This window comes from Vibrio sp. Vb0598, assembly GCF_033338935.1.
Lineage (GTDB): Bacteria > Pseudomonadota > Gammaproteobacteria > Enterobacterales > Vibrionaceae > Vibrio > Vibrio alginolyticus.
This window is the reverse complement of the sequence record NZ_JAWOTP010000008.1, coordinates 184710-198647: the sequence shown is the minus strand read 5'-3', so window position 1 is coordinate 198647 and position 13938 is coordinate 184710. Positions and strand designations below refer to the sequence as shown.

General features: G+C 43.2%; 13 protein-coding genes, 1 riboswitch and 1 other annotated feature. Of the genes, 5 read left to right on the top strand and 8 right to left on the bottom strand.

What is annotated here, in order from left to right; genetic code table 11:
• Positions 1-2: 2 nt before the first annotated feature.
• Positions 3-1295, bottom strand: a complete 1293-nt coding sequence (hisD, locus tag R7Q38_RS11055; RefSeq protein WP_318114222.1) for a histidinol dehydrogenase — start codon at positions 1293-1295, stop codon at positions 3-5.
• Positions 1296-1300: 5 nt separating this feature from the next.
• The gene (gene hisG, locus R7Q38_RS11050) at positions 1301-2197 is read right to left on the bottom strand and encodes an ATP phosphoribosyltransferase (protein WP_318114221.1); all 897 of its coding nucleotides are present in this window, start codon (positions 2195-2197) and stop codon (positions 1301-1303) included.
• A gap of 53 nt (positions 2198-2250) precedes the next feature.
• Positions 2251-2388, bottom strand: a sequence feature (His leader region).
• Between the two features lie 370 nt (positions 2389-2758).
• Between hisG and R7Q38_RS11045 the strand changes: the two genes are divergently transcribed.
• On the top strand, positions 2759-3712 hold the full coding sequence (locus tag R7Q38_RS11045; RefSeq protein WP_005388056.1) for a sigma-54 interaction domain-containing protein: 954 nt from the start codon (positions 2759-2761) through the stop codon (positions 3710-3712).
• A gap of 323 nt (positions 3713-4035) precedes the next feature.
• Here the strand turns inward: R7Q38_RS11045 and tet(35) are convergent, their stop codons facing one another.
• Positions 4036-5637, bottom strand: a complete 1602-nt coding sequence (tet(35), locus tag R7Q38_RS11040; protein WP_005378182.1) for a tetracycline efflux Na+/H+ antiporter family transporter Tet(35) — start codon at positions 5635-5637, stop codon at positions 4036-4038.
• Positions 5638-5746: 109 nt separating this feature from the next.
• Positions 5747-5929, bottom strand: a riboswitch (Lysine riboswitch).
• Between the two features lie 582 nt (positions 5930-6511).
• Between tet(35) and R7Q38_RS11035 the strand changes: the two genes are divergently transcribed.
• Positions 6512-6919 (top strand): H-NS family nucleoid-associated regulatory protein, encoded by a 408-nt coding sequence (locus R7Q38_RS11035; protein ID WP_005378185.1) that lies wholly within the window; start codon positions 6512-6514, stop codon positions 6917-6919.
• Positions 6920-7047: 128 nt separating this feature from the next.
• On the opposite strand, the gene R7Q38_RS11030 is transcribed toward R7Q38_RS11035, so the two are convergent.
• Positions 7048-8352, bottom strand: a complete 1305-nt coding sequence (locus R7Q38_RS11030; RefSeq protein WP_005378187.1) for an inosine/guanosine kinase — start codon at positions 8350-8352, stop codon at positions 7048-7050.
• 117 nt (positions 8353-8469) lie between these two features.
• The gene (locus R7Q38_RS11025) at positions 8470-8739 is read right to left on the bottom strand and encodes a hypothetical protein (RefSeq protein ID WP_151514676.1); all 270 of its coding nucleotides are present in this window, start codon (positions 8737-8739) and stop codon (positions 8470-8472) included.
• A gap of 188 nt (positions 8740-8927) precedes the next feature.
• On the opposite strand from R7Q38_RS11025, the gene mnmA reads away from it, so the two are divergent.
• The 3 genes from mnmA (at position 8928) to purB (ending at position 12204) form a co-directional block, all read left to right on the top strand.
• On the top strand, positions 8928-10052 hold the full coding sequence (gene mnmA, locus R7Q38_RS11020; RefSeq protein WP_005378192.1) for a tRNA 2-thiouridine(34) synthase MnmA: 1125 nt from the start codon (positions 8928-8930) through the stop codon (positions 10050-10052).
• Positions 10053-10062: 10 nt separating this feature from the next.
• Positions 10063-10680, top strand: coding sequence for a high frequency lysogenization protein HflD (gene hflD / locus R7Q38_RS11015; RefSeq protein WP_005378194.1), 618 nt, complete (start codon positions 10063-10065; stop codon positions 10678-10680).
• A gap of 153 nt (positions 10681-10833) precedes the next feature.
• Positions 10834-12204 carry an adenylosuccinate lyase gene (purB, locus tag R7Q38_RS11010; RefSeq protein WP_005378198.1) on the top strand — a complete coding sequence of 457 codons (1371 nt, stop codon included), beginning with the start codon at positions 10834-10836 and terminating at the stop codon, positions 12202-12204.
• Positions 12205-12337: 133 nt separating this feature from the next.
• On the opposite strand, the gene R7Q38_RS11005 is transcribed toward purB, so the two are convergent.
• The 3 genes from R7Q38_RS11005 to R7Q38_RS10995 are packed head-to-tail and all read right to left on the bottom strand — an operon-like array spanning position 12338 to position 13936.
• Positions 12338-12871 (bottom strand): DUF3833 domain-containing protein, encoded by a 534-nt coding sequence (locus R7Q38_RS11005; protein WP_005378200.1) that lies wholly within the window; start codon positions 12869-12871, stop codon positions 12338-12340.
• Complete coding sequence (locus R7Q38_RS11000; protein WP_053349498.1) at positions 12871-13464, bottom strand: chalcone isomerase family protein; 594 nt, start codon at positions 13462-13464, stop codon at positions 12871-12873. The genes R7Q38_RS11005 and R7Q38_RS11000 overlap by 1 nt, the downstream gene beginning before the upstream one ends.
• Positions 13424-13936, bottom strand: coding sequence for a DUF2878 domain-containing protein (locus R7Q38_RS10995; protein WP_318114220.1), 513 nt, complete (start codon positions 13934-13936; stop codon positions 13424-13426). The genes R7Q38_RS11000 and R7Q38_RS10995 overlap by 41 nt, the downstream gene beginning before the upstream one ends.
• Positions 13937-13938: the final 2 nt, after the last annotated feature.

The window sequence follows — 13938 nt, the reverse complement described above, 5'->3', positions numbered from 1 at the left end:
TCTTACTTACTTACTAATTTTTCTACGCGGATAGTAACAGCACGTTTGTGAGCGTCCAGACCTTCCGCTTCAGCCATCGTGACTACCGTTGGTGCAAGGTTCTTTAAACCATCAGCAGAAAGCTCCTGAACCGTCATTCGTTTAGAGAAATCCGCCAAACCTAAGCTTGAATAAGTACGTGTGTAACCGTAAGTAGGAAGGACGTGGTTAGTCCCCGATGCGTAATCTCCCGCAGATTCAGGCGACCAATCCCCAAGGAAGATAGAACCTGCGTTATCTAATAGAGGTAGAAGCTCACGAGGGTTCTTAGTCTGAACAATCAAGTGCTCAGGACCGTAGTAATTGGAAATAGAAACTGACTGCGTCATCGACTCGGAAATAATGATCAAGCTTGATGCCAGAGCCTTTTCTGCGATGTCTGCACGAGATAGCTCCTTAAGCTGACGTTGAACCGCATCCGTCACTTGATCAGCAATCACAGGAGAAGGAGTCACCAATACCACTTGAGAATCAGGACCGTGTTCCGCTTGGCTCAAAAGATCCGCAGCGATAAAGTCTGCATCTGCGGTTTCATCTGCAATCACTAACACTTCTGATGGCCCTGCTGGCATATCAATCGCAGCACCGCGGAAATCATTGCTAACCTGTCGTTTTGCTTCGGTCACGTAAGCGTTGCCCGGACCAAAGATCTTATCTACTTTCGATACCGTCTCGGTGCCATAAGCCATTGCAGCAACTGCTTGTCCACCACCGACGTTATACACCTCATCAATGCCACACAGTTTCGCGACATAAAGGATCTCATCAGCGATTGGGGGTGGAGAACAAAGAACGACTTTACGACAACCTGCAATTTTTGCAGGAACGCCGAGCATCAAAACAGTCGATGGCAAAGGCGCACTGCCACCAGGAATGTACAAACCCACTTTTTGAATTGGGCGTGTTACTTGTTCACAAAGGACACCTGGCTGGGTTTCCACCTTGATCGGTTGCGGCTTTTGCGCTTTGTGGAACTTAGAAATATTGGCGTAAGCTTGCTCTAGTGCGCTCTTCATTGACTCTGACAAACGCTCTGACGCTGCCTTAATTTCCTGAGAAGAAACACGAATGGATTCAGGCTTAACACGGTCAAACTTTTCGGTCAGCTCAATAAGAGCAGAGTCACCTTCTTCTCGAACTTTAGCAATAACTTCGGCCACAGCAGTGGTGATATTGGCACCTTCTGCAATAGCAGGGCGCTCCAAAATAAAGTCTTGCTGATTCTCACTTAATGATTGCCAAACGACTGTTCTCATGATGCTTACTCCATCATTTTTTCAATTGGTAGAACGAGAATTGAACTTGCGCCCAACTCTTTCAGCTGTTCCATTGTTTCCCAGAACAGGTTTTCAGAACTCACTAAGTGAACAGCCATTTTCTGCTTATCTGCAGAAAGAGGAAGAACAGTTGGGTCTTCAGCACCTGGCAGTAGTGCTTTAATTTGATCTAACTTCTCTGCTGGGGCGTGAAGCATAATGTACTTAGATTCTTTCGCTTGCTGCACGCCTTGCATGCGAGTTAACAGCTTTTCGATTAGCGCCACTTTGTCTGCGTCGAACTCACCTGTGCGTTGAATCAATGTCGCTTTTGATTTGAAGATAATTTCAGCTTCTTTAAGGCCGTTCGCTTCCAGTGTTGCACCTGTAGAAACCAAATCAGCGATAGCATCAGCGAGACCCGCGCGAGGCGCAACTTCTACAGAGCCTGTCAGCATACATGTAGAGAATGGAACGCCGACTTCATCCATGTACGCTTTTAGAAGTTGAGGATACGTTGTAGCAATACGCTTGCCAGCTAAGTCTTGTGGACCGTTGTACTCTTCGTCCTTGTCGATTGCGATAGATAAACGACAGCCACCAAAATCAAGTCGACGAAGCTGAACAAACTCGCAGGGTTCACCTAATGCTTTGCGGTCAAGGCGAACTTCTTCTAGCTCATTTTCGCCAATAAAGCCAAGGTCAACCACGCCATCCATAATTAAACCTGGGATGTCGTCGTCACGAACCAAGAGTAAATCAATTGGCATATTTTCAGAATGGACAACTAAACGCTCGCCCATTACGTTGAACTTTACGCCGCACTGTTTTAGTAGAGCTTGACTCTCTTTGCTAAGACGACCTTTTTTCTGAATTGCGATTCTTAAACGTTGTGTTTGCATTGCTTTGTCCCTATGCAAGATTTTGATATCTAAGTATTTTTCAAACTAATAAAACTAAAAAACCCTCGGGAGATTGAAGTCTCCCGAGGGTTTAAAATCTGCTTTTACTTTGATTTTACCTCCGGGAGTTTCCTGCCTCCCGGGTATGCGTACATCGCCCGAAAGACTAGATTGGGTGATGATGGTGATGAATGTTCATTACAAAATTACGCATACTTATTTAAGGCTCTTTTTGAGTTGCTTTGTTAGTAACCACACTAACTAAGGATTCTATATTTTTCAATACTCAATTGAATATTTTCTAAATATTTTTCACAAGACATTGATTTAAATGAAATTAAATTCTTTTCCATATTGAATACTCTGGTGGAAAGAACACCTCCAATCAGCTCTACTCTGACGAAGAAAGCGAAGAATAGTATGAATATCCACCAAATCAACTATTTAGACCGTACCCAACCCATTAATTGACATTTTTTCTCAATAAAGAGACAGCAACTCACGTTTGAGACAAGTCATTCAAAACTATTATTAGAGCGGGGCAAAAAATAGTGATTAATAATGAAACTGCGTAACGGTAGTAATAAACAAGCTGTAGATTTCGACGATACGGCACTATACCCGTTGATCGGCAATAGTGCCTGTATCCAAGAACTTCGTACTGCAATACAAAAGTACGCTCAATGTGATGCTGAAGTCCTCATTCAGGGTGAAACTGGTGTTGGGAAAGGTCTTTGCGCTCGCCTTATTCATCAATTGTCGAACAGACACTCAGCACCTTTTGTGGAAGTCAACTGTGGAGCCATTCCAAGTGGTCTTATTGCATCCGAGCTTTTCGGCCATGAAAAAGGAGCATTTACAGGCGCAATCTCAGAGCGTATAGGTTTTATTCAAAAGGCACATAAAGGCACCCTATTTCTTGATGAAATTGGTGACATGCCACCAGACTTACAAATCCACCTCCTTCACTTTTTGGAGAGTAAACAAATCCATAAAGTCGGAGCGGATAAATTCATTGACGTGGACTGTAGGGTCATTGCAGCAAGCCACGTGGATTTGAAAAATGAGGTCGTACAAGGAGGATTTCGTGAAGATCTATTCTATCGGCTTAATATATTGCCATTAACTATCCCTCCACTGAGAAAGCGTGGAAAAGACATTATTATTTTATCTGAACACTTTCTAGCAGATCTGTCTCATGGTCAGGTACAAAAAATGTCTGATAAGGTAAAAGCCAAGCTCCTCAAACATCGTTGGCCAGGCAACGTAAGAGAACTGCGTAATGTCATCCAACGAGCAATTGTCATGTGTGAAGATCACACGCTTCTCGTCGCTGACTTGGGCCTTGATAACAATGAGAGGCAATTGCTCCCTTCTGTGGACCAAATTGATCTCGACTACCTACTGCAAGCTATCGAAGAAAATAAACACAATATGAGTGCGGCTGCACGTCACCTCGGCATTTCAAGAACAACGCTTTATCGATTAATAAAGAAATACAACTTAAATGTTTAAATACTGTATAGGTGTAACGTAACACTGTGTAACAGGTAACTCTTTAGATATCATTTAGTTAACTCTGCATCGCAACCATGCGGATTTTTCTGTATTAAAAATCAAAAGCTTAAAATGGGCATAGTCTTTGCTTAGAACTAAGAAGAAGATGGATTGCTTTTCCATTACAGCCCATCAAGGAGAGCTCGGTACACAAACAATTCGCTCTTAACACGAGACTTTTATCCCCAAAAACGCGATTGCCCCCCTCACCTAAGTCGCGTTAAAAAAAGCTCCGCTAAATTAGCGGAGCTTCCCTCTGTAACGAATCTATTCAAAACAACTTACGCACTCTGGCAAGACGCTATTTTAGACTTTGAAAGCCATGACAAAATAGCGCAAACGATAACGAATGTTATCGACGCTGCAATGAACGAGAACGCAATTGAAGCAGTCATACCAAGGGCAATAAAGCCGACGCATGAAACAAGCGCGACTGATAATGCATAAGGTAGCTGTGTTGATACGTGATCAATGTGGTTACAACGTGCACCCGTCGATGACAAGATAGTCGTATCTGAGATTGGTGAACAATGGTCACCGAATACCGCACCAGCTAAAACCGCACTCAACATCGGTAGCATTAGCGCTACGTCTGTTGCACCAGCCATGTCTCCGGCGATTGGAAGCATGATGCCGAACGTACCCCATGAAGTACCTGTTGAGAACGCCATCAGGCCAGACAACAAGAATAAGATAACTGGGAGCCAATGAGGGTTGATATTTCCCTGCGCCATTGTCGAAAGGTAAGTACCAGTCTTCATATCACCGATAACAGAGCCAATGGTCCAGGCAAATACTAAGATTAGAATCGCACCAAACATAGACTTAGCACCAATCCAAAGTGTACGTGCGATCTCAGCCATTGGTAGACCTTGCTTCACAACAGTAAACAGTGCAACTGCTAAGCCAAGCAAGCTACCGTAGATTAGTGATGTACCTACATCTGTATTTTCAAAAGCACCAAGAAGCGCAAACTCCTTACCATCAGCAGCCAATGCTTGGCCACCCGTGTAAAGCATTGAAGCGATAGTCGCGATAATCAGCGTCACGATAGGAAGTATCAAATCTGACACTTTACCCTTTTCACTTTCACGGATATCTAGCTCTTCGTTTAGGTCATGCGCTTCTTGCGAGTCATTTTCTTTGTCTTTATCAAAGCCACGACCTTGCGATGCAGAGATCTCATGCTCACGCATTTTACCAATATCAAGACCAAACCAAGCAACAGCGAACACCATTAGCAGCGCAAAAACGGCGTAGAAGTTCATTGGGATAAGACGAACATATGCGCCAAGAGCCGAATACTCTGTGATCCCATGTGAGACTAAGATCCCGCCAATAATAGTAATAATGTAAGCACCCCAGCTAGAAGCAGGCATAATTACACACATTGGAGCAGCGGTTGAGTCTAGAATGTACGCAAGCTTAGCGCGAGACACATAAAAGCGATCGGTTACTGGGCGAGAGATCGCACCAACAGCAAGGCTATTAAAGTAATCATCGACAAAAATGAATACGCCTAAAAAGGCGGCAAGAAGTTTGGAGCCGCGTTTACTCTTCACTCGAGATTGTGCCCATTCAGCAAAAGCACGAGTACCGCCAGATAGCGTTAATAAAGCTGTTGTCATACCTAATAAGATTAGGAAACCAACAATGCTCATGTTCCAAGTGTTAATTCCGCCATCTTCAATAAAGACAGAAGAAACTTGAGAACTGACGTAACCTGCGGTGTCGCTGATAGACCAGCTATTAAGTAGCACCGCACCTAGCACGATACCTACACCCAAGGAAACTAATACACGTCGAGTCAAAATCGCCAAAGTCAAAGCGACAATAGGTGGCAATAATGAAACAGGAGAACTAGAAAAATCTATTAAATTCATGATCTTCAAAAACCAAAGTTTGGCTAGAGATCTACTGCAGACAAGTCACGTAGCATACGATACGTGCTCATGTTGAACTTAGCGACAGGGAAGCGAACACTCCACCCAACCCTACAGTAGCGCTCCATAGTTTAATGTGAATATATACTATGGCAGTGTTGTTCCTTTCAGATACAACCCCAGCAAGTAACTTTGATGAGTTACTTACTTCGGCAATCTTCGCCTTCCACTATTATTCATTGGCATCACCCCAATAATAGCTACTCTTCGAGACCGCGCCTCTACGGCAACAACAAACAATTAACCACTAACTGTACAAATTAACAACAAATTGTCTGCAATATTGCATCAGGTGGCAGCCATTGTACTTATGATGAGAGTCAATGCAACACATCAAACTAAATTAAACAAATAAATAATGACTGAGATAATTTATAAACCTTGCCTACTTCCATAAGTTTTGTGCAACTGAAATCACATCAATCATGTTATTTATGAAACATTATTACTACCTTAGAAATATCATGGTTTATCTTATATCAATAAATTAAGGATATATGACACACCATTAAAGATGGATGCTTCATATTTTTAAGTAATAACTCAAATTTTTTTATAAAAAACCAAGCTGTCACTCTCTCTATACAATAATGATTGTTGATTTTAGTTCTCATCTAATAATGATTTATTTCGAGTGTAATAATATTAATTGCTTTAAAAAGTAGTCAAATTTAAACAAAATCTTGATTTAGCATTTGCACATAAGGAAAAGATAAAGTTAAATATAAGGACTCTTTGTTTATTTATAGATTGGCATTATTTAATCGTAACGATAAAAAGTGCCCAACACATTAACCTTTTAATAGGAATCGTTATGTCAGAGCTGACTAAAACCCTTCTAAATATCCGTAGCCTTCGTGCATTTTCTCGTGAGCTGACTCTAGAACAATTGGAAGAAGCTCTAGATAAACTCACTACTGTCGTAGATGAGCGTCGTGAAGCAGAAGAAGCAGAGCGCGCAGCACAAGCAGAGCAAGAAGCTAAGCTTGCAGAGATTGCTGAGAAAATCGCTCAAGACGGTATTGACGTAGAAGCACTTATTACTGCGCTATCTGGCGAAACTAAGACGAAAGGCAAAGCGAAGCGCGCACCTCGCCCTGCTAAATACAAATACACAGATTCAAACGGTAATGAGAAAACTTGGACTGGCCAAGGTCGTACACCTTCGGCGATTCAAGAGCAACTTGATGCAGGTAAATCTCTGGATGAGTTCCTAATCTAGATCCGTGCTATTTTTAAAAGGCTCCCATAGGGAGCCTTTTTTATTTAAACCATTACAAATAAAAAAAGGCACATTTCTTAATGTGCCTTTTACTTTAGTTACAGAATAGTTAATTAAACCGCTTCGTATTAACGTTCCCAGTATGCTTCTTCTAGGCTATCTTCTCGCTCAGGAAGTCCGCGCGACAATCGTGGTGAATGTTGCACGAGAACTTCGTAGCTAGCACGGTTTGCGTATTTGCAGACTTGAGAAAAAGAAGAGTAAGTTAAATACTCGTTACTGTGCTTGCTTGAATTAGGCACATTTTCTTTATGGTATTTATTTGCTGCCATATCATGAAGAACAGCAGATAACGCGGCGTCACCTGCGCCATTTGTATTCTTAATTTTTTCTGGGCCACCCATATATGGCGAGATATGCGAGTACACTTTTATTGGCGTCTCGCATGAGTCTTTTTTCGCCGGACGACTGAATTCATAACGATTAAATTCAGCAATTGACCCTGGGAGTAATGGCAAAGAAGTTTCGCGCTTCGCGCTATCTTCCGTATACCCAGCCATAAATAGACCTACAGGACCCGCCGTGCACAATACTAGATCAGCCCACTCCAATGTTTTATCAGACGCAGCAAGTGGATCAGATTCCCCCGTCAGAGCTTCTGCTTCATCTTCATTCATCGCAACGACAGAAACGTTATCTCGAATGAATTCTTGCCAATATTTAGGATCATCTTGAATAACAAACTTTGTGCCTAGAGTCAGAACAACAGGCACATCATTCTTTTTCGCGTACTCAATCGCTTTCATTGTTGCTTCCGGCATTGGGTCGCCGTCTTTGCAACGTACTAGATATGACGTCAGTACAAGTGCTGATGCATTTTTAAAGATTTTCTCTGGAATGCTATCAGGATGGAGTTGGTTCATTTGCCCTTCGCTGATAGCAAAAGTACGTTCACCGTCTTCTGTGATAAGAGCAAAGCAACGGCCAATTGCACCATCTACACCTTGTAGGTAGTTCAAATCCATGCGGCTTGATGTATTACAAAGATAACGGTAACCGTAGCTGCCAATCTTAATATCCTGGCTCATCACTCCAAGTAGTGTGGAGCGGTCATCCGCTAGCACGGAGTAGTTATGTAGCGTGTTACCAATTGTACCGCCCGCATACTCATTGGTAATCAAGTTCTCTTCTTTCAGTTGCTGGTATAACTCTTCTGCTCTTTCGTCATCGATAACCAGAGAGTGACCTTTACTCAGACCGTACTTTTCAATCACATCCGTTGTAACTTTTGCTTCAATATCAACCAAGGTTTGGTCAATACCAATGATGTGAGTGCGCGTCATCTTCTTGCTTTCTTGTGCTTGGCTCACCAGCGGGTCACGAGCATGAACAGGAAAATAGTGCTTCGATTTGCGTTGTCCAGGAAATTTCATATTGTCAGTCTGAGTAAGGGGATGAAAAGGAGAGCGGATTCTATACCGCTAATAATAAAGCAGCAATAAAAGCGATTATAGCAAACGTTTGCTGACTACTTTTTTCTTTTAGGTGGCTTATTCACCTTCCATAAAGCTGAGATCTGGTAGTTGCTCAAGGTGCTCGCTATAACGCTTTAGGTCGAACTCACCTTCATTCTTCATCACATCAAAAATCTCAATTGACATCGCACATGCCATCATCGCAACCGCATCTTCACGTGGTGTGCCAGTCATCATTAAACGCATAAGGGTTTCTTTTACTTTAAGCGGGTTGCCATCTTCGAGCTGATTTTCAACAATTTCAATCAACTCACTTTCTTGCATAAATTGGTTTTCTTCTGTCATTTGGTGTTTCCTCTTGGATTTTGGCCAACTATGCCATATATACCTCTTCTATACTTGCGAAATTACTCGTTCGAATCTTTGTTGAAGAAAAATCCAGCGAAACGAATTGTGATTTCGATCTCGGATCTGTCACCGGTCTGTGGATTCTGATAGAATCTGCATCCCGTTTATTTAAGTGGTGTTTAGTAATGTCTGATAACAGCCAAAAGAAAGTCATCGTCGGTATGTCCGGCGGCGTTGATTCATCTGTTTCCGCGTATCTTCTAAAGCAGCAAGGCTACCAAGTAGAAGGCCTTTTCATGAAGAACTGGGAAGAAGATGACAACGAAGAATATTGTACAGCGGCAGAAGATCTTGCTGACGCTCAGGCAGTATGTGACAAGCTAGGCATCCACCTACACACTATCAACTTTGCTGCCGAATACTGGGATAACGTATTTGAGTACTTCCTTGCTGAATACAAAGCTGGCCGTACTCCGAACCCTGACATTCTTTGTAACAAAGAAATCAAGTTCAAAGCATTCCTAGAATTCGCTGATGAAGTACTTGATGCTGATTACATTGCAATGGGCCACTATGTGCGTCGCTCTTTCCCAGAAAACGGTGAAAAACCACAGATGCTACGTGGTCTAGATGGCAACAAAGATCAAAGCTACTTCCTGTACACATTAAGCAACGAGCAAATCGCACGTAGCCTATTCCCTGTTGGTGACCTAGAGAAACCAGAAGTACGCCGCATCGCGGAAGAGCAAGATCTAATCACGGCGAAGAAGAAAGACTCTACGGGTATTTGTTTCATCGGCGAACGCAAGTTTACAGAATTCCTAGGTCGCTACCTTCCAGCTCAACCAGGCAACATCGAAACACCTGAAGGCGAAGTGATTGGTCAACATCAAGGCCTGATGTACCACACGCTTGGTCAGCGTAAAGGTCTACACATCGGTGGCCGTAAAGGCGGCGGTGGTAACGAGGACCCATGGTTCGTTGGTGAGAAAGATCTAGAACGTAACGTTTTGATTGCCGTTCAAGGTAAAGACCATCCAATGTTAAAATCAGAAGGTCTACTTGCATCACAACTTCACTGGGTAGATCGTGAGCCAATTCGCGATGTTATGAAGTGCACAGTGAAAACTCGTTACCGTCAGGAAGATATTCCTTGTACAATCATCCCTATCGATGATGAAAACATTAAAGTTATCTTTGACGAGCCACAAATTGCTGTAACTCCAGGTCAATCAGCAGTGTTCTACAAAGGTGACGTGTGCCTAGGTGGCGGCATCATCGAGCAACGCATTAAATATTCTCAAGCTTAGGAGTCGTTACGTGGCGAATACACTTTATGACCGTACTATCGCTTTCGCTGGGATTTGCCAAGCTGTTGCTTTAGTTCAACAGGTAGCGAGAAACGGACATTGTGATCAAGATGCTTTTGAAACATCAATCAACGCTATTTTGAGCACGAACCCTGCTAACACAGTTGGCGTATTCGGTCGCGAAGCCGATCTAAAGCTCGGCCTAGAGTGCTTGGTTAAGGGGATTGATAGCACACCATCAGGCAGTGAAATTACTCGTTACATTATTAGTTTAATGGCGTTAGAGCGTAAGTTAAGCTCTCGTAACGATGCTATGTCTCAGCTTGGTGATCGTATTCAAATGGCCAAGCGTCAGTCAGAGCACTTTGAGCTACTAGACGATCAAATGATCAGCAATTTAGCGAGCATCTATCTGGATGTCGTTAGCCCTATTGGCCCACGCATTCAAGTAACGGGCACGCCATCTGTACTGCAGCAGACGGCAAGCCAACACAAAGTTCGTGCGCTGTTGTTATCTGGCATTCGTAGTGCAGTTCTTTGGCGTCAAGTTGGTGGTAAGCGTCGCCACCTAATCTTCGGGCGCAAGAAGATGGTAGAGCAAGCACAAATCCTTCTTGCTCGTCTGTAGTAAAATATCAAATAAGCAGCTCGCGTTTATCGCGAGCTCATTTTTTTCGACTAAAACAAATCTCGCGCAAACGTTTGCGCAATATTCGTGACAATTGCCACAGTTATTGGTATAAAGCTCACGAAATTTAGAAACCCAATTCAGGAGAACATCATGGAACTGTCAGCATTGACTGCTGTTTCACCAGTAGACGGCCGTTACGGAAGCAAGACAATTGCGTTACGCGAAATTTTCAGTGAATACGGTCTACTAAAGTACCGTACTATCGTTGAAATCCGCTGGCTACAAAAGCTTGCTGCTACTGCTGAAATTGCAGAAGTGCCAGCGTTTAGCGCAGAAGCAAACCAATTCCTAGACGACCTTGCTGCAAACTTCTCTGAAGAAGATGCACGCCGTATCAAAGAGATCGAGCGTACAACTAACCACGACGTAAAAGCGGTTGAGTACTTCCTAAAAGAGAAAGTAGCAGACGTTCCTGAACTGCACGCAGTAAACGAGTTCTTCCACTTCGCATGTACTTCTGAAGACATCAACAACACATCACACGCTCTAATGCTTAAAGAAGCGCGTGAGAACGTGATTCTTCCAGAAATCCGTAACCTAATCGACGCTATCAAAGCACTAGCAGTGGAATACCGCGACATTCCTCTTCTATCTCGTACACACGGTCAGCCTGCTTCTCCATCTACTATGGGTAAAGAAATGGCAAACGTGGCGTACCGTATGGAGCGTCAATTCAAGCAAATCGAAAACGTTGAAATCCTAGCGAAAATCAACGGTGCAGTAGGTAACTACAACGCACACCTTTCTGCTTACCCAGAACTAGATTGGCACAAGTTCTCTGAAGAGTTCATCACAGAGTCTCTAGGCGTAACTTGGAACCCTTACACAACTCAAATCGAACCGCACGATTACATCGCTGAGCTGTTCGACGCTATCGCTCGTTTCAACACTATCCTGATTGACTTCGACCGTGACGTTTGGGGTTACATTGCACTAGGCCACTTCAAGCAAAAAACTATTGCTGGTGAGATCGGTTCTTCAACAATGCCTCACAAAGTTAACCCAATCGACTTTGAAAACTCAGAAGGTAACCTAGGTCTTGCGAACGCTGTATTCGGCCACCTAGCACAGAAACTGCCTATCTCTCGTTGGCAACGTGACCTAACTGACTCAACGGTTCTACGTAACCTTGGTGTTGGTGTTGGCTACGCTATCATCGCTTACACTTCTACGCTTAAAGGCATCAGCAAGCTAGAAGTAAACCGTGAAGCGCTTCTTGCTGAATTAGACAAGAACTGGGAAGTACTAGCTGAGCCAGTACAAACAGTTATGCGTCGTTACGGCATCGAGAAGCCATACGAGAAGCTGAAAGAGCTAACTCGTGGTAAGCGTGTAGACGGCGAAGCAATGCGTAACTTCATCGACGGTCTTGAGCTTCCTGAGCACGAGAAAGCACGTCTGAAAGAGATGACGCCAGCGAACTATATCGGTCAAGCAATCGAGCTGACAGATAAGCTGTAATCCTCCTGTAACGACCAGATACTTAAAAGGTTGACGCGAAAGCGTCAACCTTTTTTAGTTAGGAGAGTTAGGTCGGGAGAAAATAATTTTAGTTATATGGAATGGATTATTAATTGAAGATCAGCCCCATTTGTTATGGCTGCTTTTGGAAGAACAAGGTTATTGTTCCTACTTCCACACCAAACTTTTTTATTTTCGTTAGATTGAAAACGTGTCTGTCATCCTGACGATAAAGCCAATCATCAAAAGCAACCGTCACTGATGAATCCTCCATTTGTAGCTCAAAGTCATATTGCCACTGTAGCGCATTGCCCTGCTCTTCCCCTGTTGCTACACCTATAATATCGTCTGCCTTACCTTCATAACTACCGTCTTCTAATCTAGTGATAACCCAAATTCGCTGGTCCACCTCTCCGTCATCAAACACGAAGTCTTCCACCAGCGTCAGCGTATCACCTTCTACAGTACCCACTATATCGACTTCAAAGCGACGGGTTTGCTGTTCGGTATAATCTTGCACCATCCCCCACGCCTTTATGTCGCCTTCGAAATAACCGAATACATCAAAAGTCGGTGTAGAAGAGCGGTAATTATCAATGTCTGCGGAACATGCCGAAAGAAAAACAGCTGCCACTAAAGTCGCTGATTTAAAAATTCGTTTAAGCACTATCTAACCTGCCCTATCAATTGTTTTCGGAGTTTCGGGAATTCTGTGTTGGGTGATAACCATATAGCTAAAAATGCATCGTTCATTCGTTCGTCTTCAATGATGCCAACGTTCTTTACTTGCACGTCCCCAACCTGCTTATAAAACAGCTGACCAGATTTTCCATCTGTTAGATAAGTAAGCTCGTCACCTTTTTGAATATCAGGAAACATACGATCGAGCTCGCTGATCCAAGTTTTTCGATATGAGTCAGTAAAACCCAATTTCGCCCACTGCTCATCCGTCACATCAAGCAGCTGTTGCTTACTGATGTCTCTCTTGTAATTAATTTCCAACGCAAGGGGATGTGGCGATACGTCATCGCTTACGATGAACTTTCCATCAGGCGCTTTTAATCTTGAGTGATAAATATCGAAGATGAACCAAGTAAGTTGGGCTTCTCCAACAGTTTTCCACCCCTTCCAATTCGCAATGTTGCTGGCAGCTTCGCTATTTCCAACAGGTTGAGCTTGCAGAGCAAAAGAACCAGTTACTATTACCAACGCAAGCAACCTAGTCAGTCTCTGAGTTAAAACTCTCTTCAAGCTTTTCATTTCCGTACACCTTGAGTATCAAGAGCATCATGACGTACCATTCGACAAACAACATTGCCAGTGTAGCGCCAGTGCTGAATCCAAATTCAACGGCTTGGAGTTTATAGCCAGCAAAGTAGCTCGCTGTTCCTCCGATACCGCCTACTATTGATACGTAGGTTTTTGGGAAACGGTACAAAATTGACTTGAGTTGATAGGCATACCAGGCGAACAGAACCCAAAGGCACAAAAGCCAAAGGGGTAACCATTGAGTGGCAAACATGAAAATTGAAAATTGCTGATTTAATGTATCAAGCACGAGACCAATCGTGGCGATAACACCAATACTTTTGAGCGAAGATGCGTCAGTTTTCAAACAATATAGTAGGGTTGCCAAAGTAAGGAATAACGTCACCCATTGCCATTTATAGGTTCCAAGCACCGCTGCAAACCAGCAGAGTTGGAACCATGTCGAAGCAAGAAATACCTTCATAA

Bases quoted from the DNA above. Each gene is read 5' to 3' on its own strand.
- R7Q38_RS10995 (WP_318114220.1), bottom strand. From the start codon at position 13,936: ATGAAGGTATTTCTTGCTTCGACATGGTTCCAACTCTGCTGGTTTGCA.
- hisD (WP_318114222.1), bottom strand. From the start codon at position 1,295: ATGAGAACAGTCGTTTGGCAATCATTAAGTGAGAATCAGCAAGACTTT.
- R7Q38_RS11045 (WP_005388056.1), top strand. From the start codon at position 2,759: ATGAAACTGCGTAACGGTAGTAATAAACAAGCTGTAGATTTCGACGAT.
- hisG (WP_318114221.1), bottom strand. From the start codon at position 2,197: ATGCAAACACAACGTTTAAGAATCGCAATTCAGAAAAAAGGTCGTCTT.
- R7Q38_RS11000 (WP_053349498.1), bottom strand. From the start codon at position 13,464: ATGAAAAGCTTGAAGAGAGTTTTAACTCAGAGACTGACTAGGTTGCTT.
- R7Q38_RS11035 (WP_005378185.1), top strand. From the start codon at position 6,512: ATGTCAGAGCTGACTAAAACCCTTCTAAATATCCGTAGCCTTCGTGCA.
- R7Q38_RS11030 (WP_005378187.1), bottom strand. From the start codon at position 8,352: ATGAAATTTCCTGGACAACGCAAATCGAAGCACTATTTTCCTGTTCAT.
- mnmA (WP_005378192.1), top strand. From the start codon at position 8,928: ATGTCTGATAACAGCCAAAAGAAAGTCATCGTCGGTATGTCCGGCGGC.
- purB (WP_005378198.1), top strand. From the start codon at position 10,834: ATGGAACTGTCAGCATTGACTGCTGTTTCACCAGTAGACGGCCGTTAC.
- R7Q38_RS11025 (WP_151514676.1), bottom strand. From the start codon at position 8,739: ATGACAGAAGAAAACCAATTTATGCAAGAAAGTGAGTTGATTGAAATT.